We start from the raw sequence: 23043 nt of genomic DNA, 5'->3' as shown, positions 1-23043 counted from the left end.
TCAATACCTGTTACTGTTTTCGGTCTCTCTCGAGACCGGTCGCTCACTCAAAGCTGACAGGTTCTGAATAAATTCAAAAACCTGACTTACTTTAGTGTGAGACTCTTGATACTTTTGCTGCTCCCGATACCGCTCCGAAGAACACTATCGGGTCGCCACCGCATCAAGCGCCCACACTTATCGGCTGTAAATTTTTAAAGATCGATCGCGAAAGCGCCGTTAAAACTGCTCAACTACCGGCTTCTTTCTGCGTTGCTGCGTCAGCAGCAGAGAAACGAGATTATGAAGACTGTCTGGCGATCTGTCAACAGGTTTTTCTACTTCGTTCAACCTGCCGCTCAACTTCGAATCACCCGCAGACCCAGTCGCCACAAGGCTTTCGCCCCGGGCTTCCCGTCTCCCCGCGCCTTCATCGAAAGCGCGAAAGACCGGAATTCTAGTCACGCAGATGACATCTTGCAAGCGGTTTTTTGACTCGCGTGAAAATCGGAAAAGCGCGGGAGCGCAATCGCCTCAAACGTGGCGTTGCATGACGCGTTCGACGAGATGTAGATAGTGGTCGAGATCCGGCGTCGGTTTGCCCGCCACCTTCGCGAGATCGTCCCAGCGGCGCAGGCGCACCGCGTCTTCGGCGTGGGGGCGTGCAGCGAAATCGCGCGCCTCATCTTCATTGAAGATGCCACCCTGCAATTCGAGGCTGCGCACCGAGTCTGCGGAGAGGCAGCCGAAATACGCTTCATCGACGGCACAGAGGTAGCGCTTCGCATCCACATGCAGGCGGATCGGTTCCAGCACGCTATCGGGCAACACGGGCCGCAGGAACGGCAACGCATAGTACTGGTGCAGATCGTCGATGCCGCGTTCGGTCGGCGTTTCGCCCTGACGATTGAGCAGGTGACCCAGATCATGCAGGAACGCCGCGGCGGTCAGTTCTTCGGTCGCGCCATCTTCTTCTGCCAGCGCACCGCTTTGCAGCGCGTGTTCGAGTTGCGTGACCGGTTCGCCGCTATAGGCCAACGCACCATACGTCTCGAACAGCGCACGAATATCCGCGAGGTTCAGTGCCATCTTCTTCAACTCCTCTATGACGTGAATTCGGCGACGGCCCACACCTGAGCGCCGTCCATCGTTCCTTCCGCTCTCAGTCGCCGCAGGACTCGCGCATGCGCCTGGCCGATTCGTCGGCGTCGCGCGATGCGAGCGCGCTCAACAGCGCCCGATGCCCCGCATACGATGCATCCATTGCGCTGTGCGTCGGTGCTGCACGCTGCGAAGAGAGCCGCAATTCGCTCACGGTCCCCTCATAGGTCTCGCGCAGCCTGGCGTTGCCCGCCGCTGCGAAGAGCGACGCGCGAAACGCGTCGCGCACTTGCAGAAACGCCTCACCCTTCTCGGCGACCACCGCGTCGCGCATCGCGTTGAGATGCTCGCGCAACTCCGCGACCTGCGCCGCGTCGATGCGCGGCGCCAGCATCCGGCATGCCGCTTCGCGCAACGCTGCGCACACTACGCCCAGTTCCTGAGCCTCAGCCGCGCCGACACTGCGCACGAACACACCGCGATGTTTCTCGTTGCGCACGAGACCTGCCTGCTCCAGCGCGCGAAACGCTTCGCGCACCGGCCCGCGCGAGACGGCGAGGCGTGCCGCCCAGTCGGCTTCATTGAGTTTGTCGCCGGGTGCGAGCACGCCCGCCGCGATGCGTCGCTCGATCTCGTCGCGCACCAGGGCAGTCAGCGAATGCTGGCGCACCATGGCAAGCGGCGTCATGTCGGACAATGCCTCAGGATCGCCCGCGTTGCCGCTACTCGCACGCTCATCGCTCATCGGATCTTGCATGCCCTGCCTTGGCCGTCTGTTGCGCGCCTGCGGCGCATCGAACCGCATGGCATCCATCCGCTCAGTCCGCTCGCCGGCGCGGCACACGCGCCGCGATCAGCAGCAGCGCCCCCAGCGAGACGAGCAACAAGACCAGTGATAGTGCCGATGCCGGCAGGTAATAACCGCGCTCGACTGCGCCCACCACGACGATCGGCACCGTCGCAAACCCCGGCGGATACACCGTGAGCGTCGCGCCCAGTTCGCCCAGCGACAGCGCGAAGCCCAGCGCGAGACTCGCGCGGATGGCCGGCACGAGCTGCGGCAGCACCACGCGGCGCAGCACCATCGAAGGCGGCGCACCGAGACTCGCTGCCGCTTCGCGCAGCACGGTCAGCTCGGGACGCAGCGCGGCCGAAGCGCATCGATAGCAAAACGGCAGCACCAGAGCCAGCTGCACGAACACGACGATCGCAGCAGAACTCGACAGATCCACAGGCGCCTTGTGATAGGCGATCAACACTGCGAGGCCGAGCACCACGCTCGGCACGCCGTTGGGCACCATCGCGAGCGTGTCGACGACCGCGCCCAAACCGCGCCGGTCGCGTCCTTCGAGCGCGAGTGCGAGCCACAGACCCAGCGCGGTGCCGAGCACCGCCACGCCGAAGCCGACTTCGAGACTCGTTGCAAGCGCATCGAAGTCGGTAGAGCCGAGGCGCTCGAACCAGCGCGTGCTGAAACCGTCGGGCAAGATCGTGCCCGACCAGTGCGACGCGACGCTCGACAGCGCGACGACGATCACCGGCAACACGAAAAGCCAGAAGCACAGCAGCGCCGCGAAGCCAAGCAGTGTCGCGCTGGCAATGCGCGAGAAGAGGCTGCGCTCGACGGGCTGCGCGCGAAGATGCTTGGGCGGCAGCGCGATACGGTCGGAACCGGCGACGGGATTAGTTGACATTGCGCGCGCCTCCATGACTGCGTCGATTCACGCGCCGATACAGCGCATACAGGGAAAGCGACATCGCGAGCATGACCACGGCGCCTGCGGCGGCCGTCGGCAGATCGAGGTCGACCGTGGCCGAACTGTAGATCGCCACCGGCAGCGTGATGAGGTGCGCGCTGCCGAGCACGAGCAGAATGCCGAACTCGTTGAACGTCAGCAGAAAACACAGGATCGTGCCCGCCGCGATACCCGGCCACGCGAGCGGCAGGATCACGCGCAGGGCGACCATGCGGCTGTTCGCACCGAGACTGCGTGCGGCTTCGATCAGGCGCATGTCGAGCAGCGCGAACGCGGCGAGCGTCGGGCGCACGACGAACGGCGCGTAGAACACCACTTCCGCGAGTACCACCCCGCCGATGCCGAACAGGAAGTCGAGCGGGGGTGCCTGCAAATGAAAGAGCCGTTGCAGCCCGATGCTCACGGAGCCCTGCGAGCCGTACAGAAAGATCAGCGTGAACGCGACGAGAAACGACGGGAACGCCACGAACAGTTCCAGAAAACGCGTGACGAGCTGTGCGCCCGGAAACGGTTTGAAGAACAGCAGCGCGGCGAGCGCGACACCCAGCACGGAAGCCAGACCCGCACTCAGGAACAGGATCCACAGCGTCGTGGCGATCACGCCGCGCGAATCGGGATTGCCGAAGAACGTCTCGTACGCGTGGAAGCTCAAGCCATGCGCGCCAGAAAGACTCAGCAGCACGAGCCGCACGAGCGGATAGACGACCAGCGGCCCGAGCACGAACACGAGCAGAAACGCGATATGCCATTGCGCACGACGTTCGCGGCGGCGCACGGCGGCCGCGTGCGCATCGGCGCCGGGCAGAGCCTGGGCGGAATCAGGGGTTGATAAGGACGACATCGTCAGCCTCGTAACGCAGGGACACACGCATGCCTTTCGCCGGCGTCATGCCGTGGCCGCGCTGCATGGTGACGAGCACCGGTTCGTTCGGCATCGCGTCGAGCAGCACCGGCACCGACAGCACCGAGCCATACCACTCGACCGATTCGATCGTGCCGTGCAGCGAGCCTTCGCCGAGCGGCACGATGCGCAGGCTTTCGGGACGCAGGCATGCGAGCTTGTCGCGCACGTCGTGACGCGCATCGCCCACCGGGAACGCGACGTTCGGTGGCAGCAGGTTCGCCGCGCCCAGATAACGGGCCACGTAGGCGTCGTTGGGCGTGTCGTAGAGTTCCTGCGGCGTGCCCAGCTGCGCGATGTGGCCATCGCGCATGAGCAGCGTACGGTCGGAGAGCACGAGCGCGTCGTCCTGATCGTGCGTCACACAGACGATCGTCAGGTCGGGCAGCCGCTCGTGCAGCGCCTTCAATTCGGAACGCACCGAGGCGCGCAGATTGGCGTCGAGCGCCGAGAGCGGCTCGTCGAGCAGGAGCACGTCCGGCTCGATCACGAGCGCACGCGCGAGCGCCACGCGCTGCTGCATGCCGCCCGAGAGCTGCGCGGGCATGATGTGCCCCGCGTCGCCGAGCTGCACGAGCTTGAGCGCGTCGGCCACGCGCCGCGCGATGTCGCGCGACGGTACGCGGCGCGCCTTCAACCCGAACGCGACGTTCTCGAACACCGAGAGATGCGGAAAGAGCGCATAGCTTTGGAACAGCAAACCCAGGTTGCGCTGATGCGGCGGCACATGGGTCAGATCGTGGCCCGCCACGGTGAGCGTGCCCGCGAGTCCATCGGCTTCGATGAACCCCGCGATGAAACGCAGCAAGGTCGTCTTGCCGCAGCCGCTGCGGCCCAGCACGGTCAACAGTTCGCCGCGTCGGATCGTGAGCGACAGATCGTCGAGGACAGTACGCGCGCCGAAGCGCACGCTCAGGTGGTCGATCTGCACGCCCGCAGCGCCGGAGGCGTCCGTGGCGTCAGTCAGTCCGGACACATCCGGCAGCGCGCGGGCCATGCCGGCCGGCGCGAGGCTTGCGGTATTCACCGGGTTCATCTCCTATCGACCGGAGTGGGCGCTTTAACTGTCGACCAGAGTTGGCGCTTTAGCTGTCGACCAGAGTTGGCGCTTTAGCGCTTACTCTGGTCCCATGCAAAGCTCCTTACTCCGGTCCCATGCAAAGCGCCTGACTCTGGTCCTATGCAAAGCTGTCGATGGGACCTGGCGCGGAAGCACCAGGTCCCATCCCATACAAAATTACAAATTGCGGCTACTTACTTCGGCTTCACGACTTCGAGCTGCTTGCCCGACGAGCCGATCACTTCGGTCTTCCAGCGCGTCGTCCAGTCGGCCTTCTTCGCCATCACCTGGTTCCAGTCCACCGGGATCAGCTTCACGCCCTGGATGGCCTGCTTGACGGCTTCGCCGTTCTTGCCCGTGAGCGCCACGTCGGTGCGACCCGGAATACCGAAGATGTCCGGCACCTTCGACTGCACGTCCGTCGACATCAGGTAGTCGATCAGCTTCTTGCCTTCAGCCTGGTTCGGGCCGTTCTTGATCAGGCCGATGGCGTACGGCAGCTGGAACGTCGTGGGATGACCGCCAGCGTCGGCCGAGAGGAAAATCGGCTTGAGCGAGAGGCCGCCGTTGGCTGCGTCGTCGAGATCCATCTGCAGGTCGCCGTTGGCCACCGCGATTTCGTTGCGCGAGAGCAGCACGTCGAGGTAGCCCGTGCCCTTGGTGTGGAACTTCGCGCTCTGCTCGAGCTTCTTGAGGTAGTCGAACGCCTTGTCTTCGCCCATCAGCGAGGTCGTGAGGATGATCACGGCCATGCCGTCGCCAGCCGTGGCCGGGTTCGAGTACGCGACCTTGCCCGAGTAGTCCGGGTGCAGCAGGTCAGCAAACGTCTTCGGCTCGTTCTTCACGACATCGGGATTGATCGCGAACGAGAAGTAGTTGTTCACGAACGTCGCCCACGAACCGTCGGTCGCCTTCGCGATCGTCGGCACGTTCTTGTAGTTCACGCTCTGGTACGGCTGGAGCAGGCCGCTCTGCTGCGCCGTCTGGATGAACGGCGGCAGCGTGACGATCACGTCGGCCTTCGGCGAGTCCTTCTCGACGTTCGCGCGGTTCACCACTTCGCCGCTGCCCGCCGTGACGATGTTGACCTTGACGCCTTCCTTCTTCTCGAAGGCCGGCAGCACGTCCTTGTAGAGATTTTCGAGGCCGTCGGCCGTGTACAGCACGACGGCGTCGGCGGCATGCGCGCTCGCGGCTGCGCCCAGAAGCGCCGCGGCGGCCGCGATCGGCAGCAGCTTGCGTGCAAAACCCGCGCGATGGGAATTCGTGTGGTTCATGTCACTCTCCGAAGGCAAAACCAGGTGCTCGGGATACCCGATGCGTTTGTTGAATGGATCGAACTGAGCTGAACAATCCGAACTTCGGCGGACTGCGCCGCCTGTCATTGCCCGCCCCGCGGTGGTCTCGTATCGCGGATTGCAGATTGTCTACAATCCGCCACTTTCCACCTGAACCGACCGGCCGGGCGAAGCCGCGGAATTGCCGCTCGCCTCGCTGACCGGCCCATCTGGACGGGCCCCGCAAGAATCACAGGTTTTGATGACACGCGCATGACGATTGTGGCGTTTGTCAAAAAATTCCACAATTCGCCAATATTCGACAAGCCACATAGGCGTGCTGATTTTGCCGGGAAGGTGCTGACGGCAGCCATGCAGGCGTGTAGACGGGCAAGCGCAGCGCGCGCCGCGCCGCGCCTCAGGAAGAGTCAGGCGATGACGAGTTCGGGCCCACGCGCCGTAATCGCGCGCGCGATGCTCTTTTCGGGCGCAAGCTCGGTGATGACGTAGCGCGCCTGCTCGAAGCCGTTAATGCGCACGGGCGTGACGCGCCCGAATTTCGAATGGTCGGCGACGACGATCGCGCAGGCCGTGGCCGCGAGCATGCGGCTGCGTACCTCGGCGACCATGCGCGAGTAGTCGGTGAGCCAGCCGTCGGCGGTGATGCCGCCCGCGCCGACGAACGCGAAATCGGCGTGGTATTGGGCAAGCTGCTGCACGGTGTCGAGGCCGAAGGTGGCTTCCTCGTGGTCGGACAGCTCGCCGCCCAGCAGCGTGACGCGGTTCTCGTTGCGGCGGCCGAGCAACAGCGCGATGCGCCAGTCGTTGGTATACACCGTGAGCCGATGGCGGTCCGTGAGCGCGCGCGCGAGCGCATGCGTGGTGCTGCCCGAATCGATGATGACCGAGGCGCCGTCGGGCACGAACTCCGCCGCACGTTCGCCGATTGCGCGCTTGGCGCTCGCGTTGGCGGCTTCGCGCACGTCGAGATCGGGCTCCCGGCGGTCGCTCGAGAGCGCGCCGCCGTGGGTCGTGACGAGCAGCCCTCGCTCTGCGAGCGTATTGAGGTCGCGCCGGATCGTCTCGCGCGAGACGCGCAGTTCGCGCACGAGATCCGCCACGGAAAGCGCGCCTGTCCGGTTCACTTGCGAGAGGATGTATTGGTGACGTTGTTCTGCGAGCATCTCGGTGGGCGCGGGTCGTGCGTGGAAAAAACGCTGGGAATGATGTGAGTCCGACGTAAATCCGGAAAAGCCGCCGTATTGTATTACGCATGCGCAGAACGAGACTGCCCTGCCATCGCGTCCCCATCCCTGCTAATCTCGTGGGGACCGCGCGCTCACGCGATGACCCTTGAAATTCATGCGTTCACGACTTCGTCAATTGCGTCTGCTGTTTTGTGCACTGCGTTATGGCTTCAGGCTGATCTGGCTCGCCGCGCCCGAGCATCACAAGCTGCACTGGTTCCTCACGCTCGCCTCGAACCTGCACGGCGACCCGCGCCTTGCCTCGCGCCTGCACGGTTCGCTGCCGCGTCTCGCGCCGCTTGCCGCGGCCTTCGCGCAAACGCTCGCCACACGCCCCGAACTCGCGGGCGCGACCTTGCACGACGCGATCGACGCCATCGAGCATTTCGAAGAGCCCCTTGCGGGCGACGCGCTCGACACCACGCTGCGCGCCGCACTCGGCAAGCCGCCCCAAACGGTATTCACGTGGATCGACCCCAAGCCGGCCCATAACGGCTGGTGCGAGCAGACGCACATCGCGCGGCTCGCGCTGCCGGTGAACGGCCATCAGACGATCACGCTGCGCGTGCTGCGCGCCAAACAGGTTCAGGAAGTCGACGACGACGCCGCGCTCCTGTGCGCCGTGGCCCGCTGGATAGAGCGCTTTTCGCGCGCCGCGCGCAAGCTGCAGTTGCACACGCTCGCGCAGGCGCTGCGCGACGACCTGCAGCACCGCTTCGACCTGCGCGCCCAGGCCGCGAACCTGAGCCAGAGCGGCCACCAGCTTGGCGACGATCCGCGCATCGTCGTGCCCGACGTGATCTGGGACCTCTGCACCCCCCAGACGTTCGCGGTGCAGCACATCGACACCGTGCGCGCAACCGATATCGCCGGGCTTGCCGAACACCACATCAACGTCACGCAGGTGGCGGCGCATCTGATCGAAGTGGTCACGCGCCAGGCGTTCGAGCACGGGTTCTTCCATGCGGCCCTCGACGCCAGCCAGGTCGCGGTGAGCGTCGAACCCGAGACGCGCGGCCGCCTCGTGCTCGCGGGTGCGGCGCTGATGACGAGCCTTTCTTCGCCTGAACGCGAATTCTTCGTGCACGGTGCGACCGCGTTGTTCGAACAGGACTACGGCCGGCTCGCCACGCTGCATCACGTGGCCGGTCATGTGCCCACGCATGCACGCACCGAGCAGATCGAGGCCGAATTGCGCACGCGCAGCGAAGCGCATTTCGCGAGCGACACCGACGAGCGCAGCGCGGGTGCGCTGTTCCATCATCTGCTGCATTCGGTGCAGCCGTTCGGAGGTGAAGTCTCGCCGCGCCTCGTGGCGGCGCAGCGCGCGTTCGGCCAGGCCGAGCAGCTGGCCCGCTCGATTCATCCGGGCGTCGACGCGTGGGGCATCGCACGGCACACGCTCGCCGACATCGCGCGGCGAGATCTCGGCCACCAGGGCTGGATCCGGCGACTCTCGCAGGAGTTGCCCCATCTTGCGCAAATCGCCCCGCGCGTGCCGCAGATGGTGTTCCGCTTCCTCGAGCATCAAGCGAAGGGCGGACACGGTCCAGCCGCGGGACAGGCCGCGCAGCAGGCCGCCTTGCTCGATGCCTGGCGCCGCGAGCATCGGCGCACGCGCGCGCTGCTGCTCGCCTGTGCGGTCTGCGGCGGCTTGATCGGCGTGACCGCGGTATTGTTTGGAAGCTAGCGGCCGCTAGCGTTTCCGCCTTGACGTCGTTTGCATTGGCTGGCGTGGCACGGGCTAGGCAGTTAGTTGCATTCAACTCATCTAGCGGCGCCGGCCCGGACCAGTGCAGTCCTGAACAAGACCGCCACCCTCACGTTGCGCGATACTCCGAGCCTTTCGTGTTTCTCCGCGCGCGCAGCGTCAGCGCGCGTCCACTTCGACACCGATGCTCGCCACCTTCGCACCCACCCTTTTCGTCTTCCTGTGGTCGACGGGTTTCGTCGTCGCGCGCGCCATTGCGCCCTACGCCGATCCCAATCTGTTCCTGCTCGCGCGCTTCGCAGGCACGGCGGCGCTGTTCACGATCGTCGCGCTGGTCATGCGCGCGCCCTGGCCGCGCGGACGCGAAATCGGCAAGCATCTCTTCGCCGGCGCGCTCCTGCAGGGCGTCTATCTGGGCGCGGGCTACTGGGCGGTCGCGCAAGGTTTGAGCGCGGGCGTGATGGCGCTCCTCGGCGCGCTCCAGCCGCTCCTGACGGCCGCCATCGCGGCACGCACGTTCGGCGAGCGCCTGCCGCCGCTGCGCTGGACCGGCATGTCGCTCGGCCTCGCCGGCGTCGTGCTCGTGCTGAGCCCGAAGCTGTACGCCGCGATGTACGCCGGCGGGGGCGCGATCGCGGACGCCGCTGCCGCGACCGCGCCCATGCACGCTCATGCGAATCCGCTGCTCGTGGTGGTGGTCGCGGTGGTATCGGTCGGATCGATCACGGCGGGAACGCTCTATCAGAAGACGTCGCTCGCGCAAGCCGACATCCGCAGCGCGAGCGCCGTGCAGAATCTGGGCGCGGCGATCGTCGCCGCCGTGCTCGCGCTCGTGCTCGGCGAGACGCGCTGGATCGCCACGCCGACCCTGTGGTTCTCGCTGGCGTGGGGCATCGCGATGCTCTCGGGCGTGGGCGTGACGCTGCTCGTATGGATGGTGCGCCACGGCGACGCCGCCCGCGCCACGGCGCTGCTCTTTCTCGCGCCGCCGCTTGCGGCGCTCGAAAGCTGGCTGCTGTTCGGCGAAACGCTCACGCCCGTGCAAATGGCGGGCTTCGGCGTCGCGCTAGCGGGCGTGCTGCTCGCGCGGCGCGCGTAGCGCATGCGCTGGCGCGACCGCCCGGATGACACGCTTAGTCAGCGGTGTCGGCGCCGGCCGGCACCTTCGCACGCGCCTTGCCGCCGGGTGCGGGCGACCACGCCGGACGCGTCTTGCGCTCCGAATCGACCACGACGACGAAGCGTCCCGCCCACGGTGTGATCTCGCGGTCCGAGTGGAGCACCCAGAGCGACTTGCCCGCATCGACCAGCGCCTGGTATTCGGCGTCGATGATGCCGTAGTGGTCGATGAACGCGTTGAGCGTCGCGGGTATCCGCACGCAGCCCTTCGAGTGGCGGATGCCGAGCAGCGGCTCGAGGCGGTCGGGGTCGGTGGCGTGCATCTGGAAGCGCATCTGCGAATAACCGCCCTTGCCCCAGCCGCGTTCGCCGTCCACCCAGCCGAAGTCATAGATGCGCATGTCGCGCCGGCCATAGCCGCGGATGTTGTTCTGGTTCATGGTGCCTTCCGCGCGGAAGTCCATGTTCAGCGGCGTGTGCTCGAACACGCCGAGCGGCGTGAGGAAGTGGTCATACTCGCCGGGGCGTCCCGTCGCGACCGGCGACGCGCCGATCATGAGCCACGGCTCGTCGGGCATCGCGCGGAAGTAGATGAAGAGCGCCTGCACATTCGCGCTGCGATCGACGAGGATAACGAACTCGCCCGCCAGCGCGCCGAGGTTCTTCTCGTCGAGCGCAGCCTGCAGGCGCTGGCCGTAGGCGCGCTGCTCGGCCAGCGGCACATGCAGCCGCCGGTTGACGTCGCGCGCGAAGCGCTTGCGCATTTCGAGCGCGCCGCGGGTTTCCTCTGCGGCTTCCTCCGGCGTGAGCATCCGGTGAACGGGCAGCACCAGCGCGGGAGGCGCGGAAGCGGCCAACGCGGCCGAGGCCGCGGAAGCCGGCTGTGCCGACGAAGCGGCAGACGCACTCGAAACGCCCGAGGCCGCCGAAACAGGCTCGGGCGCGGAAGCAGCGGAAGCTGCCGACGCCGCTGTGGCAACCGGCCGAGCCGCCGGCGCGCCCGAAGCAGCCGACGCAACGGATGCGCCCGAAGCGGCCGGCTTCGACGCCGACTGCGCCGGCGCGCTGCGCACGGTGCCAGAGGTAACGTGAGCGCCGGAAGCCGTCGCGGCATCGGAGGCGTAAGCGGCGCTTGCCGCCCACGAAGCGCAAGACAAGGTGCAGAGTACGGTCGCTATTGCGCGGCGCGCCGGCGCGCCCAACCACCGCGTTCTATGATGGGGAAGTTTCGGGGCGTCGCCCCGGACGCCACCGCGTACGCGAGCGCCCATGCGCCGCGAAAAATTGTCGTTCATCGTGAGTCCGGCCGATTGTGCGTCTTGTCTGAAGTCGGATATGTCGGGCGCCGTGCCATGCGGCGTCACTGACAGCGCCACGACCACCCGACATTAGACCAGACAACGCAGACTGCGCGCGTATGTCGCGTGCGCAGCCAATTTGAGGAACCGCTCATGCTCCCCCAATCGGACGCCAACCCGGAAGCCGATCGCCTCGCCCGCCAGCACCGCATCATCGCCGAGCTGAACGTCGCCGCACACTTCGACGCACATGCCGAAATCGAGCAGCGCGTGCGCTTTCTCGGGCAGCGCCTCCTGGCGAGCGGGCTGCACACGCTCGTGCTGGGCATCAGCGGCGGCATCGACTCCGCGACGGCGGGGCGCCTCGCGCAACTGAGCGTGGAAAGGCTGCGCGCGCAGGGCCAGACGTCGGCACGTTTCATCGCGATGCGTCTGCCCTACGGCACCCAGCGCGACGAAGCGGACGCCGCCGCCGCGCTCGCCTTCATCGCGGCGGACGAAATTCTGACCGTCGACATGCGCCCCGCCGCCGACGCGATGCTCGCCTCGCTCGCGGCAAGCGGCCTCGCCTTCGCCGACGGAAGCGAGCAGGACAAGCTCCACGGCAACATCAAGGCGCGCGAGCGGATGATCGCGCAGTACGCGGTGGCCGGCGCGCGAGCGGGACTGGTGATCGGCACGGATCACGCGGCGGAATCGCTAATGGGCTTTTTCACGAAGTTCGGCGACGGCGGCGCCGACGTGCTGCCGCTCGCGGGCCTGAACAAGCGCCGCGTGCGCGCGCTCGCGCGGGCGCTGGGCGTCCCGGCCACGCTGGTGGAGAAAACGCCAACTGCGGATCTGGAAACGTTGCGCCCGCTGCATCCTGACGAAGACGCCTACGGGATCGGCTACGACGAGATCGACGACTTTCTGGAAGGTAAGCCGGTGAGCGAACGCACGTACGAGACGATCTTTCGCTTTTACGAGTCGACGCGCCACAAGCGGGCGTTGCCCTTACACCGTACGACCGCGCCGACGACGGCCGCTGAAGCGCGGCGCGAACGGCTCAGTTGCGTTGCGGCGGCTCTTCGTCTTCGAACGGCGGCGCGCTCACCCTCAGCGCAACGCCTGCGAGGCGACGGGATTGAAGCTCGCGCGCCACGGCATCGGCCACGTAGGGCACCTCGGAATCGAGTTCGACGTCCGCGTGCGCGTTGGGCGTGCCCGCGTCATAAACGGTAATGCCCTTGGCGTACTTGCCGAGTTCGCGCTCGAAAAAGCTGCGCACGTCCTGCTCGCTGCAGGTTTCGGGAACATTCCAGACGGTCAGATGCATGACGGCCTACCTCGCGGGATTTTCGGACCCGACGTGCAGCGTTTAGCGGAACCGGCGCGGTTGCGTCGCGCGTACGCGCACGGGCTGCAGGCTCGCACGAGCGCGAGCACGGGTCCACGCCACCTGGCCCAGCACGGCAGCGACGCCAAGCAATAAAAGGCTGGACGTAAGCATTGTTGTGACTCCCTGTTGTTGATGAATGTCAGCATAGTCGCATTTGCTGAGCGGTGCGCTGCGGCATATTGTCTGGCGCCAGATGGCTAACCGTTGCCGCCCGATTGTCTGCTGCCCATGTGTGATCTGGCCGCAATCAGCGTGCCCGAGGGAGGAAAAGTGCGCGCGAAACTGCGCTTCAGGACCCGTCGTCGCGGCTTGCCGAGGTCGTTTCGTCTGCCGACCCGCCGCAGTCCATGCGGGTGAGGCGATCGTACTGGTGCACCCAGTTGCCGGTGATCGCGGCCTGCGCCTGGGCCAGCGTCATGCGCCCCGCGCACACGCAACGCTTCAGGCGCACCGTGAGCAGCGACCTGCGGCGCTCGCCGGCGTGGCCGCCCCATGGGATGAGGTCGAAGTTGGCGGTGGCGTCCGGCGACCCGCCGAGGACGATCGGCACGTGCCGGTCGAGCGCGTAGCCCACACCGTCGTCGGCGTCGATGCCGCGCGCCGCGAGCATGCGATCCTTCAGTGCCATGGTCTCGTCGAACGGCGGCGCCACGGTGTCGGCGTAGCCCGGACGGCAGATCGTGTCCGTCACCGATTCCTGTGTGACGCGCGTATCGAGTAGCCGAGGATCCTGCGCGAATGCGGACTGTGCCGCGCTGCCAGTCGCGAGCGCCAGCAGCGAGACACGCAACACTCGCGCGCGCCAGTGCGACGCGCCAGTGCGACAAACACTGCCTTCTGCCATGCGGCGCGCGATGCGGCGTATTGCTGCCTTTTCTGCGTTCATGGTTGATCGCATCGTGCAGCACGATGCGCAATGGATGGTTGGTGCCGGGCTATTAAACCACAATCAAATATTGTCAGGGCAATTGCGCACATCGGCCCGTGGGCATGCTGTTCCGCACATCGCGCGCCAGCCCCCAGCGCCTCGCCGCAAGCGCTCGCAACCTCGAGGTTTGACAAGGAATTTTTGCTCTGTAATCCCAGGTAATCCATGCGCCCGCCCAGATGCCTGGCCGTCGCGCTCATGCTGGCCATTTGGCCGATGGCAGCACGCGACGCGATAGCGCATAATGGGCCGCCCGGTCAGCTCCAAAGCGGAGCGTATCGCGCGCATTCGAAGAAACGAGGAAACCCCATGTCCATTTCCATGTATCAAGCATCGGTGCCCGTGCTCGTGCGCGGCCTCACCAATCTGCAAAACATCATCGGCAAGGCGCAGGCGCACGCGGCGGAAAAGCAGATCGACCCCTCCGTGCTGACGGGCGCGCGGCTCTTCCCCGACATGCTGCCGCTCATGCGTCAGATCCACATCGCCACCGACACCGCAAAGGGCTGCGCGGCGCGCCTCGCCGGTGTGGATGCCCCGAAATTCGAGGACGTCGAGGTCACCTTCGACGAATTGCACGCCCGTATCCAGAAGACCATCGAGTATCTGAACACGTTCAAGCCGGAGCAGATCGACGGCACGGAAGCGCGCAGCATTACGCTCAAGATGCGCAGCGGCCCGATCGAGTTCACGGGCCAGAGCTATCTGCTGGGCTTCGTGCTGCCCAACTTCTTCTTCCATGTCACCACGGCCTACGACATCCTGCGTCACAACGGCGTGGAACTCGGCAAGCTCGACTATCTTGGCGGGCGCTAACGCGCGCCGCGAAACACGAGCAATAAAAAAAAGCGTGCGGCGCCTCGCGCGCCGCACGCCTTCTTGCAACCGCCTTTGCCGGCGGCGGCTTCAATCGAGCGAAAGCCGCAGCGCGAAGCCGATCAACGCGGACGAAAACGCCCACTTCTGGACCGTCTGCGCGAGCGGATTGCCGCGCAGCCACACCGCGATGCGCACGGCGCCCAGCACATAGATCACGTCGAAGAGCGCGCACACGGCAACCAGCAGCACGCCCAGCACCGACACCTGCAGCCAGACCGAGCCCGCCTCCGGTCGGATGAACTGCGGCAGCAGCACCGAGCAGAACAGTAACGCCTTGGGGTTCAGCAGGTTCGTGAGCAGGCCCTTGGCGAAATCGGCGCGGCGCGGCCGCGCCACCGCCCCGCCCTCGTGTTCGGGCATCGCGAACGCCGGCGCGCGGAAGATCTGCACGGCGATCCACGTGAGATACGCCGCCCCCACGTAGCGCACGACTTCATAAAGCCACGGCGCGTTGCGCAGCAAGGCGGCGAGACCACAGGCCGACAGCGTCACGTGGGTCGCGCGCGCGAGCCCCAGGCCGCAGGCCGCCGCGAAGCCGCTGCGCGTGCCGCGGCTCATGCTGGTCTGCATCACGAGCGCCATGTCGGCGCCGGGCAGCGCGCAGACGATAATCAGCGCGACAATGAACATCAACAGGAGGTGGGCGGAAATCATGGTGGGCTCGCGTGAAAGAGGCTCTATCTTGCCGCTACACGCAGAGCGATTTCTGGCGATTTTCATAGCATGCAAGCCATAGATTGGCGGAATGCGCTAGAATTTTCGCCTCCGCACCAGAACTCCCCTAACCGCCATGAGCGACCTCGACAAACTCGACCGGGCGATCCTCGGCGCGCTGCAAACCGATGGGCGCATGCCGAACGCACGCCTCGCCGAAACGGTGGGCCTGAGCGAAACGCCGTGCGCGCGGCGCCTCAAACGCCTCGAGCAGGAGGGCTATATCGAGCGTTACCGGGCCGTGCTGTCGCGCCGCGCGCTCGGCTATGGCGTGGTGGGATTCGTCTCGGTGCGCTTCGCCGTGCACGACCGCGCGCTCGCCGACCGCTTCGAGCGCGAGGTGCTGGCGATCGAGCGCATTCTGTCGTGCCACAACGTATCCGGCACGGCGGACTATATTTTGCAGGTGGTGGCCCGCGATCTCGACGACTATGGCACCTTCATGCGCGACCAGCTGCGCAGCTTGCCCGGTGTCACCTCGGTCGAATCAGCGCTGTCGCTGCGCGAAGTGAAGGCCGAGGGCGGACTGCCCCTGCCCTGAACGCACCCAACCCATTCACGCAATAACGGAGCTTTCGATGACCCCAGAACAGGCACGAGCCGAAGAAGCCGCCGCCATGGAGCGCGTCCTGACCGCGACCCAGCGCGTCAAGTCGGCGTTCACCTCGCTGCAATCGCAGTTTCCGCCGGAAGGCGACGGCAAGCCGTCGCAGTTCGCACTGCAGACCTTCGACATGGCGCTCCAGGAACTGGAAGACGCCCAGGCCGCCTTCGACGAGATGCTCAACGATCTTTTCGACGGCGAACGCTGAGCTTGCCCGCGTTTGCTGCGCGCCCGGCGAAAGACCCGCTAGCGCGTCGCGGCTGCGGCACGCTCCCGGACAAACGCCGCGATCCGCTCGCAGGCCTCGACGAGCCTCGTTTCGTCCACGACGAAACCCAGCCGCACATAGCCGTTTGCGGTCTCTCCGAACGCGCTCGCGTCGAGCACGGAAACCTTCTGCGCTTCGAACAGCTGCCAGGTGAACGCGTGCGTGTCGAGGCCTGTGCCGCGGATGTCGATCATCATGAACATGCCCGCTTCCGGCAACAGGCACTCGAGCCCCGGTACGCCCGCCAGCCGCGAGTAGACGATGTCGCGCCGGCGGCGATAGATCTCGCGCATTTCAGCGACGATCTGCGCGCGGTTGTCGAGCGCCGTGATCGCCGCCTCCTGGATGAAACCGGGCAACCCGTAGAGCATGCAGAGCGCGAGCCGCGCCAGATGCGCAATCATCGTTTCCGGCGCGATCACCCAGCCGAGGCGCCAGCCCGGCATGGCATGCGACTTCGAGAGACTGCCGAGCGTGACCGTGCGCTCCGCCATGCCGTCGAGCGCGGCGATGCTGACGTGCTCGCGCTCGAACGTGAGGTCGGCGTAGACCTCGTCGGAGAGCACCCACAGGTCGTGCCGCTTCGCCAGTTGCGCGACGCGTTCGAGGTGCGCGCGCGGCATCACCGCGCCGGTGGGGTTGCACGGCGTGGCGAAGAAGATCGCGCGCGTGCGCGGCGTGACGGCTGCATCGAGCGCGTCACAGTCGAGATGAAAACCGTTTTCGGGATCGACAGGCACCGGCACGAGCGTTGCGCCCGAGGCGCGGATCGCGGCCTCGTAGGTCAGGTACATCGGCTCGGGCACGAGCACTTCGTCGCCGACCTCCAGCAAACAGAGCGACGATGCGAACAAGCCGTTCTGCGCGCCCGCGCAGAGAATCACGTTGTGCGCCCCGACCACGCGCCCGCTTTGCTGCCTATGCTCGCGAGCAATTGCTTCGCGCAGCGGCTCGCGGCCCATGATGGCCGAGTAGTGCGTATCGCCTTCGCGCAGCGCGGCCACGGCGCGCTCGACGATGGGCGCGGGCGTGCCGAAGTCGGGGTCGCCCACGCTCAGCACGATCACGTCCTCGCCACGCGCAGCGGCCTGCACCGCTGCGTGATGGATCTCCCACGCTGTCGTGCGACGGCCCTGCAACCGCTCGACCAGATTCGAATACTTCATCTTTCGCAACTCTCCCGAACATGCGGCGCGCCTCGCGCGCCATGGCGTTCAAACCGTTCCCGTTGATGCGTGTGTGCAACGATACCAAGGAACGATGCCGCTGAGAAATGTCGATGCGCTCATGCGCGCATCCAACGTGGTGTTAGTATTTCCAGCCTGTTGGATGATCTTTTGCCGGCAAACCCGGCACGCAGCTCCATGTCCTCACCCTACGAAGTCCCGGCGCTCCGGCGCATACACGATATTCTCGACGTGCTCGCGCACGCTCAAGGCCCGATGCGCGCGGCGGCAATCGCGCAGGCCACCGGCCTCTCGCGCAGCACGCTCTACCTGATGCTCGACTCGCTCGAGCGCCGCCGCTGGATCGAAAAGCGCGCCGACGGCTATATCGTCGGTCTCACGTTGTTCGAGCTAGGCAGCGCTTACGTGCGGCACGATCGGCTCCAGGAAGTATTCCGCCAGGAAGCGACCGTTTTCGTCGCGACGCATAACGAAGTGGTTCAGCTTGCGGTGCTGGACGGCGCGGAGGTCGTGTATCTCGCGCGCGAGGACCCCGCGCGCCCCGTGCGTCTCGTCTCCGATCTCGGCTCGCGGCTGCCCGCGCACTGCAGCGCGCTGGGCAAGGCGCTGCTCGCCAGTCTTTCCGATGATGAGGTCAACGCCATCCTGCCGCGCCAACTGCCCGCTGTGACGGCCAACACCATCACGCGCAAGCAGGACCTCATTGCGGCGCTCGCGGCGATACGGCGCTCGGGCCTCGCGCACGAGCGGGAAGAAGTGACGGCGGGCATCGCGTGCTTCGCGGCGTTCGTCGGCGTGACGGCGCTCGGCAAGCGTGTAGCGGTCAGCGCGAGCCTGCCGCTGGAGCGGCTGGACGCGCGGCGCGAAAAGCGGCTCGCCATCGCGGTGGTCGAGATGGCGCAGCGCATCGCCAAGGGACTTTAACGACGCGAGCGCTTGAGCACGCTCGCGTCGCGTGCTCAAGCGCTCTCGCGCGGCATGACGGCGTACTGGATGCGTGTCTTCAAGGGATGCGACGCACTCGAGCCGTCCGCTGCCGCGAGGGCCGCGACAATCGCCTCGCCTGTGCGCTGACCAATGCCGTAGGCATCGACCGAGATCGTGGTGATCGCCGGATGGCAGCACGCCGCGATCTCGAAGTTACCGAAGCCGGCAACCGCCATATCGCGGGGCACGCTGAGGCCGCGCCGCTGGCACTCCATGATCGCGCCGAACGCCGACATGTCGCTCACGCACATCACGGCCTGTGTGTCGGGCCAGCGCTCGAGCAGTTCCGCCATGGCGGGTGCGCCGTGGCTCATCGTGACCGGCGAGTCGCCGAGTTGCACGACGCGGTGCCTTTCGAGCCCGAGCGCCTTCATCTCCATCTGAAAGCCCTTGAGCCGGTCGAGGCCGCGCCGGTCCAGGTCGCCCGCGCCGCCAAGAAAGCCGATGCGGCGATGACCTTTGTCCGCGAGATAGCGCACCATCTCGCGCGCTGCGCTCACGTTGGAAAAGCCAACGGCCATGTCGATCGGCTCCGTCGGCAGGTCCCACATTTCGACGACCGGTACGCCCGAGCGCTGCAGCAGCGTGCGCGTGGCGTCCGTATGCTGCGCGCCCGTGAGCGCGATGCAGCGCGGCTGGTGGCGCAGCATCTGGCGCACGAGACGCTCCTCGCGATCGAGGAAGTAGTCGGTGTCGCCGATCAGCAGTTCGAGCCCTTGCGGTTCGAGCACGGCGGTCAGGCCGCTCACAGTGTCCGAGAAGTTGGAGCTGGAAAGCGACGGCACGAGCACGGCGACGAACGACGAGCGTCCCGAGGAAAGCGCGCCGGCGGCCGCGTCGGCCACGTAGCCCAGCTCGTCGATGGCGCGCTGCACGCGCTCGCGGGTCGCCTCCGACGCGCTGCGCCCTGCCATCACGCGGGACACCGTCATCTTCGAAACGCCCGCGAGACGGGCGACATCGGACATGCGGGGCGGCGTGGCTTTCGGAGCGCTGGTTTTGGACATCGCGGCTGGGCGGCAAAATAAAAAGAACGCATATCATAACGGCTGCGCCCTTCTTTTCCTCGTTTCGCGCCTTTGCATGCCATCGCCTTCGTAGGCGTTCATTTAATTCGCCATCCTTATCTTCACCGAAATCGCGGCGCAGGCGAACGCCGTTCGATTCGGGAATCCAGGAATTCGGTCACAATCGGTAACGGGCGCCAGAGAATACGCACGCCTGCGCAGACACCCCGCCGCCCACCCACGAGCCAGAAGGAAACTTGCCATGTCAGGACCCGCCCGCACCATCGCCGAGAAACGCGCCGAGTTTCGTGCGCTGCACGCCGCCGGTTGCTTCGTGCTGCCGAACCCGTGGGACGTGGGCAGCGCGCGTTATCTCCAGAGTCTCGGCTTCAAGGCGCTCGCGACTACAAGTTCCGGGTTCGCCTGGTCGCGCGGCCACGCCGACAACACCTTGCCGCGCGACGCGATCCTCGCGCACCTGCGTGAGATCGTCGCGGCAACCGACCTGCCCGTTAACGCCGACTTCGAAAGCGGCTTTGGCGCCGATCCCGCAGGCGTCGAAGCAAGCGTCGGCCTCGCCGTCGAGACCGGCGTCGCCGGGCTTTCCGTGGAAGATTCGACTGGCGACGACGCAGCGCCGCTGCTGCCGATCGAGATCGCCGTCGAGCGCATGCGGGCGGCGCGGCGCGCCATCGACGCGCGCGGCGGCGACACCGTGCTCGTCGGCCGCGCGGAGAACTTCGTGGCGGGCGTGCCCGATCTCGACGACGCCATCGCTCGCCTGCAGGCGTACGCGCAGGCAGGCGCGGATTGCCTCTATGCGCCCGGCATCCAGACACGCGAGCAGATCGTGGCCGTCGTCACCGCTGTCGCGCCGAAGCCGGTGAACGTGCTGATCGGCGCGAAGTCGGCCTTCACGCTCGACGATCTCGCCGCGCTGGGCGTGCGCCGTGTGAGCGTGGGCGGCGCGCTCGCCCGCACCGCATGGGGCGGCTTCATGCACGCGGCGCAACGGCTCACCGAAGGGCGTTTCGACGGCTTCGAAGGCGCGGCCCCCGGCGCGACGCTCAATGCCGTCTTCCGTAGCGAGAGCTAATCACGCTATGTGCGTTCGGTGCGCGGCTTGCGCGCCGAACGACGAACGAGCGGGGACGCAGGCGCCCGCGCGCCGGCGACGCTGCCCGCTTCGCCAAAGCACGCCAGCGCCCACGCCACGAACGCGCGCTGCTTGGGAGCCTGCGCGCGGCGATCCGCGTAAAGCAGATGCATGGGCCGTACCGGCGCGTCATACGCCTCGAGCAGCGGCACGAGCCGCCCCGCCGCCACCGAAGGCGCGAGGTTCGGCTCGCCCGCCAGCACGATTCCCACTCCCGCCTCCGCCGCCGAGACCAACGCGCGGGTGTCGTTGCTGCGCAGCTGGCCGCGCGGCTCGACTTCGATCTGCGTGTCGCCGTCCTTGAAGATCCACGTTTGGGGCGCCGGAAAGCTGTCGAATGCGTAATCGAGGCACACGTGCTGCGCGAGTTCGCGCGGATGCGCCGGCGTTCCGTGCGCGGCGAGATAGGCCGGCGCGGCACACGGCACGAGCCGATAGGGCGCGAGCGGCCGCGCGACCAGTTGCGAGTCGGGCAGCGCGCCGATACGAAACGCGACATCGAAACCATCTTGCAAGAGGTCGAATTGCCGGTCGCTCAGCACGAGATCGACTTTCACGTCCGGGCAATTCGAGAGAAAAGCCTTGATTTCATGCGCAAGCCGGAAAGCGCCGAACGAGACGGGCGCCGTCACGCGAAGCGTGCCTTGCGGGTGGCCGGTCTGCGCGAGCGCGACGGCCTCCGCGGCGGCCGCCTCTTCGAGCACACGGCGGCAGGCTTCGAAATAGGCGCGGCCGGCCTCTGTGAGCGCGTGCTTGCGCGTCGAGCGCTGCAGCAGCCGCACGCCTAGCGTCTTTTCCAGCGCGTCGACGTGCTTGCCCGCCATTTGCGGCGTCATCGCGAGCATGCGAGCCGCCGCCGTGAACGATCCGGATTCGGCGGTCTTCACGAACACGGTCATGCTGGTCAATTTGTCCACGATTGGAAATCGAACGTTTCAGGTGTTTCACCGGGGTGTCCGATTTTCGCATGACAGTTTCGGCGCTACGCTGGAGGCTCCATTGCAAACCACGGGGCTTCCCATGAACGAACATCGATTGGCTGTCGGCATTCTCGGCGCGGGCGAGATCGGCTCGACGCTGGGCAAACTGCTCGCGCAGGCGGGGCATGAGGTGATGCTCTCGTCGCGTGATCCGAAGGCGCGCGCGGCAGAGGCGGCGGCGCTGGGCTGCGAAATCGGCACGCTGGAGCAAGCCGCGTCGTTCGGCGAGATCGTGATCGCGGCGCTGCCGTTGGCCGCGCTCGGCGAGATACCGGCCAAAACGCTCGCGGGCAAAGTCGTCATCGACACCATGAACTACTATCCGGCCCGCGACGGTGCCATTGCCGCGTTCGACGAACACCGCGAGGCGACGAGCGAACGCGTTGCGCAGCAGTTGAATGGCGCACGGGTGGTCAAGGCGTTCAGTGCGATTCTTGCGTACGACCTGCCGCGCGAAGAGCGGCCGCCTGTTGAAGGCGGACGGCGCGCGCTACCCGTCGCGGCAGACGACGAAGCGGCGAAGGCGCTCGTGGCCGCGCTGCACGCACAGTTCGATTTCGATGTGCTCGACGCAGGTTCGCTTGCCGACAGCTGGCGTTTCGAGCGCGCAAAACCGGCTTATTGCATTCCGCTTAACCAGACGCAACTGCGCGCCGCGCTCGCCGCGGCTGAGCGAGACAAGGAACTGCCACATGGCTCGTGGCGCCGCAAACCGCGACAGGATTGACGCTCACCGATACCGGGGAAATCGCCTGGCATACCGAATCAAACAGCACGAAGCCAACGCGGCCAGGCACCCGGATGCGGTCTAGCATAAGCAGGGAGGGAGTTGCGCGCGGGCCAGAACGGCCCGGCGAGCGCCGCGGGATACAGCGGCGCGAAATGACGAGGCGCAGCGGCGCTTAGCCGTTGCGCCCGGCAAGCTGTGCTTAGTCGTAGTGACGGTGCTTGTGGTGCTTGCCGTGATAGCCGCGCGAATAGTCGTCGGCGTACGAGTTCGATCGCGAGACATTGCCGCCGAGCGCCGAACCCGCGCCGCCGCCCACGGCCGCGCCGATCAGGCCGCCGGTGCGGCCGCCCATGGCATTGCCCGCGGCAGTGCCAGCGCCGCCGCCGAGCGCGCCGCCGATGATGGCGCCCGTGCGTTCGCGACGATTCGAGGTGACTGCGCCACCCGCGCCGCCGCCCACCGCGCCGCCGATCACCGCGCCGGTGCTGCCGCCCACGGCGCCGCCCAGAGCCGCGCCGGCGACGCCGCCCAGCGCGCCACCCAGTGCGTTGTTCATATCGCCGGCGAGCGCCGGCAGCGAGGCTGCAGCAGTCAGCGCAGCAACGGCAACCATCTGGATGATTTTCTTCGACATAGTTGTTCTCTTACGTTTTTGAGACGGAACCGAGTATAGCGGCCAACGTGAAAGGACTTTGTAACGCCGCAGGCCAAGCGCCGTAAGAGGTGTAACAAAATGGTCTGCTTCGGGTCGCGCCCCGAAAACGCGTCGCGA

The 23043-nt window shown here is 66.4% G+C and carries 22 protein-coding genes and 1 pseudogene; 9 read left to right on the top strand and 14 right to left on the bottom strand.

What is annotated here, in order from left to right; all coding sequences use genetic code 11:
* Positions 1-513: 513 nt before the first annotated feature.
* The 7 genes from AB3X99_RS09315 to AB3X99_RS09285 form a co-directional block, all read right to left on the bottom strand.
* Complete coding sequence (locus AB3X99_RS09315; protein ID WP_342946660.1) at positions 514-1068, bottom strand: phosphonate degradation HD-domain oxygenase; 555 nt, start codon at positions 1066-1068, stop codon at positions 514-516.
* Positions 1069-1141: 73 nt separating this feature from the next.
* The gene (locus tag AB3X99_RS09310) at positions 1142-1825 is read right to left on the bottom strand and encodes a GntR family transcriptional regulator (protein ID WP_368616709.1); all 684 of its coding nucleotides are present in this window, start codon (positions 1823-1825) and stop codon (positions 1142-1144) included.
* Between the two features lie 73 nt (positions 1826-1898).
* Positions 1899-2774, bottom strand: a complete 876-nt coding sequence (gene phnV / locus AB3X99_RS09305) for a 2-aminoethylphosphonate ABC transport system, membrane component PhnV (RefSeq protein ID WP_069261818.1) — start codon at positions 2772-2774, stop codon at positions 1899-1901.
* Complete coding sequence (locus tag AB3X99_RS09300) at positions 2764-3678, bottom strand: 2-aminoethylphosphonate ABC transporter permease subunit (RefSeq protein ID WP_069261817.1); 915 nt, start codon at positions 3676-3678, stop codon at positions 2764-2766. Before AB3X99_RS09300 ends, phnV begins: the two co-directional genes overlap by 11 nt.
* Entirely contained in the window at positions 3656-4774 is a 1119-nt protein-coding gene (gene phnT / locus AB3X99_RS09295) for a 2-aminoethylphosphonate ABC transport system ATP-binding subunit PhnT (protein ID WP_321931419.1), read from the bottom strand. The genes AB3X99_RS09300 and phnT overlap by 23 nt, the downstream gene beginning before the upstream one ends.
* A 218-nt stretch (positions 4775-4992) precedes the next feature.
* On the bottom strand, positions 4993-6075 hold the full coding sequence (phnS, locus tag AB3X99_RS09290) for a 2-aminoethylphosphonate ABC transporter substrate-binding protein (protein ID WP_368616708.1): 1083 nt from the start codon (positions 6073-6075) through the stop codon (positions 4993-4995).
* A gap of 428 nt (positions 6076-6503) precedes the next feature.
* A complete protein-coding gene (locus tag AB3X99_RS09285; protein ID WP_069261815.1) occupies positions 6504-7259 on the bottom strand; it encodes a DeoR/GlpR family DNA-binding transcription regulator in 756 nt (251 codons plus the stop codon).
* A gap of 178 nt (positions 7260-7437) precedes the next feature.
* On the opposite strand from AB3X99_RS09285, the gene AB3X99_RS09280 reads away from it, so the two are divergent.
* On the top strand, positions 7438-9012 hold the full coding sequence (locus tag AB3X99_RS09280) for an ABC1 kinase family protein (protein ID WP_368616707.1): 1575 nt from the start codon (positions 7438-7440) through the stop codon (positions 9010-9012).
* Between the two features lie 205 nt (positions 9013-9217).
* Entirely contained in the window at positions 9218-10132 is a 915-nt protein-coding gene (locus AB3X99_RS09275; RefSeq protein ID WP_368616706.1) for a DMT family transporter, read from the top strand.
* Positions 10133-10166: 34 nt separating this feature from the next.
* On the opposite strand, the gene AB3X99_RS09270 is transcribed toward AB3X99_RS09275, so the two are convergent.
* The gene (locus tag AB3X99_RS09270; protein WP_368616705.1) at positions 10167-11309 is read right to left on the bottom strand and encodes a L,D-transpeptidase; all 1143 of its coding nucleotides are present in this window, start codon (positions 11307-11309) and stop codon (positions 10167-10169) included.
* Positions 11310-11603: 294 nt separating this feature from the next.
* On the opposite strand from AB3X99_RS09270, the pseudogene nadE reads away from it, so the two are divergent.
* A pseudogene (gene nadE, locus AB3X99_RS09265) lies at positions 11604-12446 on the top strand (ammonia-dependent NAD(+) synthetase); the annotation flags it as partial.
* Between the two features lie 674 nt (positions 12447-13120).
* On the opposite strand, the gene AB3X99_RS09260 reads toward nadE, so the two are convergent.
* Positions 13121-13717 carry a hypothetical protein gene (locus AB3X99_RS09260; RefSeq protein WP_368616704.1) on the bottom strand — a complete coding sequence of 199 codons (597 nt, stop codon included), beginning with the start codon at positions 13715-13717 and terminating at the stop codon, positions 13121-13123.
* A gap of 351 nt (positions 13718-14068) precedes the next feature.
* Here AB3X99_RS09260 and AB3X99_RS09255 point away from each other — a divergent pair, with 351 nt between their 5' ends.
* Entirely contained in the window at positions 14069-14575 is a 507-nt protein-coding gene (locus AB3X99_RS09255; RefSeq protein ID WP_368616703.1) for a DUF1993 family protein, read from the top strand.
* A 90-nt stretch (positions 14576-14665) separates the two neighbouring features.
* Here AB3X99_RS09255 and AB3X99_RS09250 read toward each other — a convergent pair whose 3' ends face one another.
* Positions 14666-15292 carry a LysE family translocator gene (locus AB3X99_RS09250; RefSeq protein ID WP_342946668.1) on the bottom strand — a complete coding sequence of 209 codons (627 nt, stop codon included), beginning with the start codon at positions 15290-15292 and terminating at the stop codon, positions 14666-14668.
* A gap of 136 nt (positions 15293-15428) precedes the next feature.
* On the opposite strand from AB3X99_RS09250, the gene AB3X99_RS09245 reads away from it, so the two are divergent.
* Positions 15429-15893 (top strand): Lrp/AsnC family transcriptional regulator, encoded by a 465-nt coding sequence (locus AB3X99_RS09245; protein WP_069261807.1) that lies wholly within the window; start codon positions 15429-15431, stop codon positions 15891-15893.
* 37 nt (positions 15894-15930) lie between these two features.
* Positions 15931-16164 (top strand): hypothetical protein, encoded by a 234-nt coding sequence (locus AB3X99_RS09240; RefSeq protein ID WP_069261806.1) that lies wholly within the window; start codon positions 15931-15933, stop codon positions 16162-16164.
* Between the two features lie 38 nt (positions 16165-16202).
* On the opposite strand, the gene AB3X99_RS09235 is transcribed toward AB3X99_RS09240, so the two are convergent.
* Positions 16203-17390 (bottom strand): pyridoxal phosphate-dependent aminotransferase, encoded by a 1188-nt coding sequence (locus AB3X99_RS09235; protein ID WP_368616702.1) that lies wholly within the window; start codon positions 17388-17390, stop codon positions 16203-16205.
* Between the two features lie 198 nt (positions 17391-17588).
* Between AB3X99_RS09235 and AB3X99_RS09230 the strand changes: the two genes are divergently transcribed.
* Entirely contained in the window at positions 17589-18335 is a 747-nt protein-coding gene (locus AB3X99_RS09230; RefSeq protein WP_069261804.1) for an IclR family transcriptional regulator, read from the top strand.
* Between the two features lie 35 nt (positions 18336-18370).
* Here AB3X99_RS09230 and AB3X99_RS09225 read toward each other — a convergent pair whose 3' ends face one another.
* Positions 18371-19366, bottom strand: coding sequence for a LacI family DNA-binding transcriptional regulator (locus AB3X99_RS09225; protein WP_368616701.1), 996 nt, complete (start codon positions 19364-19366; stop codon positions 18371-18373).
* A 301-nt stretch (positions 19367-19667) separates the two neighbouring features.
* Between AB3X99_RS09225 and AB3X99_RS09220 the strand changes: the two genes are divergently transcribed.
* Positions 19668-20501, top strand: coding sequence for an oxaloacetate decarboxylase (locus AB3X99_RS09220; protein WP_368616700.1), 834 nt, complete (start codon positions 19668-19670; stop codon positions 20499-20501).
* A gap of 5 nt (positions 20502-20506) precedes the next feature.
* Here the strand turns inward: AB3X99_RS09220 and AB3X99_RS09215 are convergent, their stop codons facing one another.
* Positions 20507-21478, bottom strand: coding sequence for a LysR family transcriptional regulator (locus AB3X99_RS09215; RefSeq protein ID WP_368616699.1), 972 nt, complete (start codon positions 21476-21478; stop codon positions 20507-20509).
* A 103-nt stretch (positions 21479-21581) separates the two neighbouring features.
* Here AB3X99_RS09215 and AB3X99_RS09210 point away from each other — a divergent pair, with 103 nt between their 5' ends.
* On the top strand, positions 21582-22268 hold the full coding sequence (locus AB3X99_RS09210) for an NADPH-dependent F420 reductase (protein WP_368616698.1): 687 nt from the start codon (positions 21582-21584) through the stop codon (positions 22266-22268).
* A gap of 202 nt (positions 22269-22470) precedes the next feature.
* On the opposite strand, the gene AB3X99_RS09205 is transcribed toward AB3X99_RS09210, so the two are convergent.
* Entirely contained in the window at positions 22471-22905 is a 435-nt protein-coding gene (locus AB3X99_RS09205; protein ID WP_069261799.1) for a hypothetical protein, read from the bottom strand.
* Positions 22906-23043 lie beyond the last annotated feature (138 nt).

Source organism: Paraburkholderia sp. BR10882 (assembly GCF_040948855.1).
Classification (GTDB): domain Bacteria; phylum Pseudomonadota; class Gammaproteobacteria; order Burkholderiales; family Burkholderiaceae; genus Paraburkholderia; species Paraburkholderia nodosa_A.
Note: the sequence above shows the minus strand (reverse complement) of the source record. Positions and strands in the feature narration are given on the sequence as shown.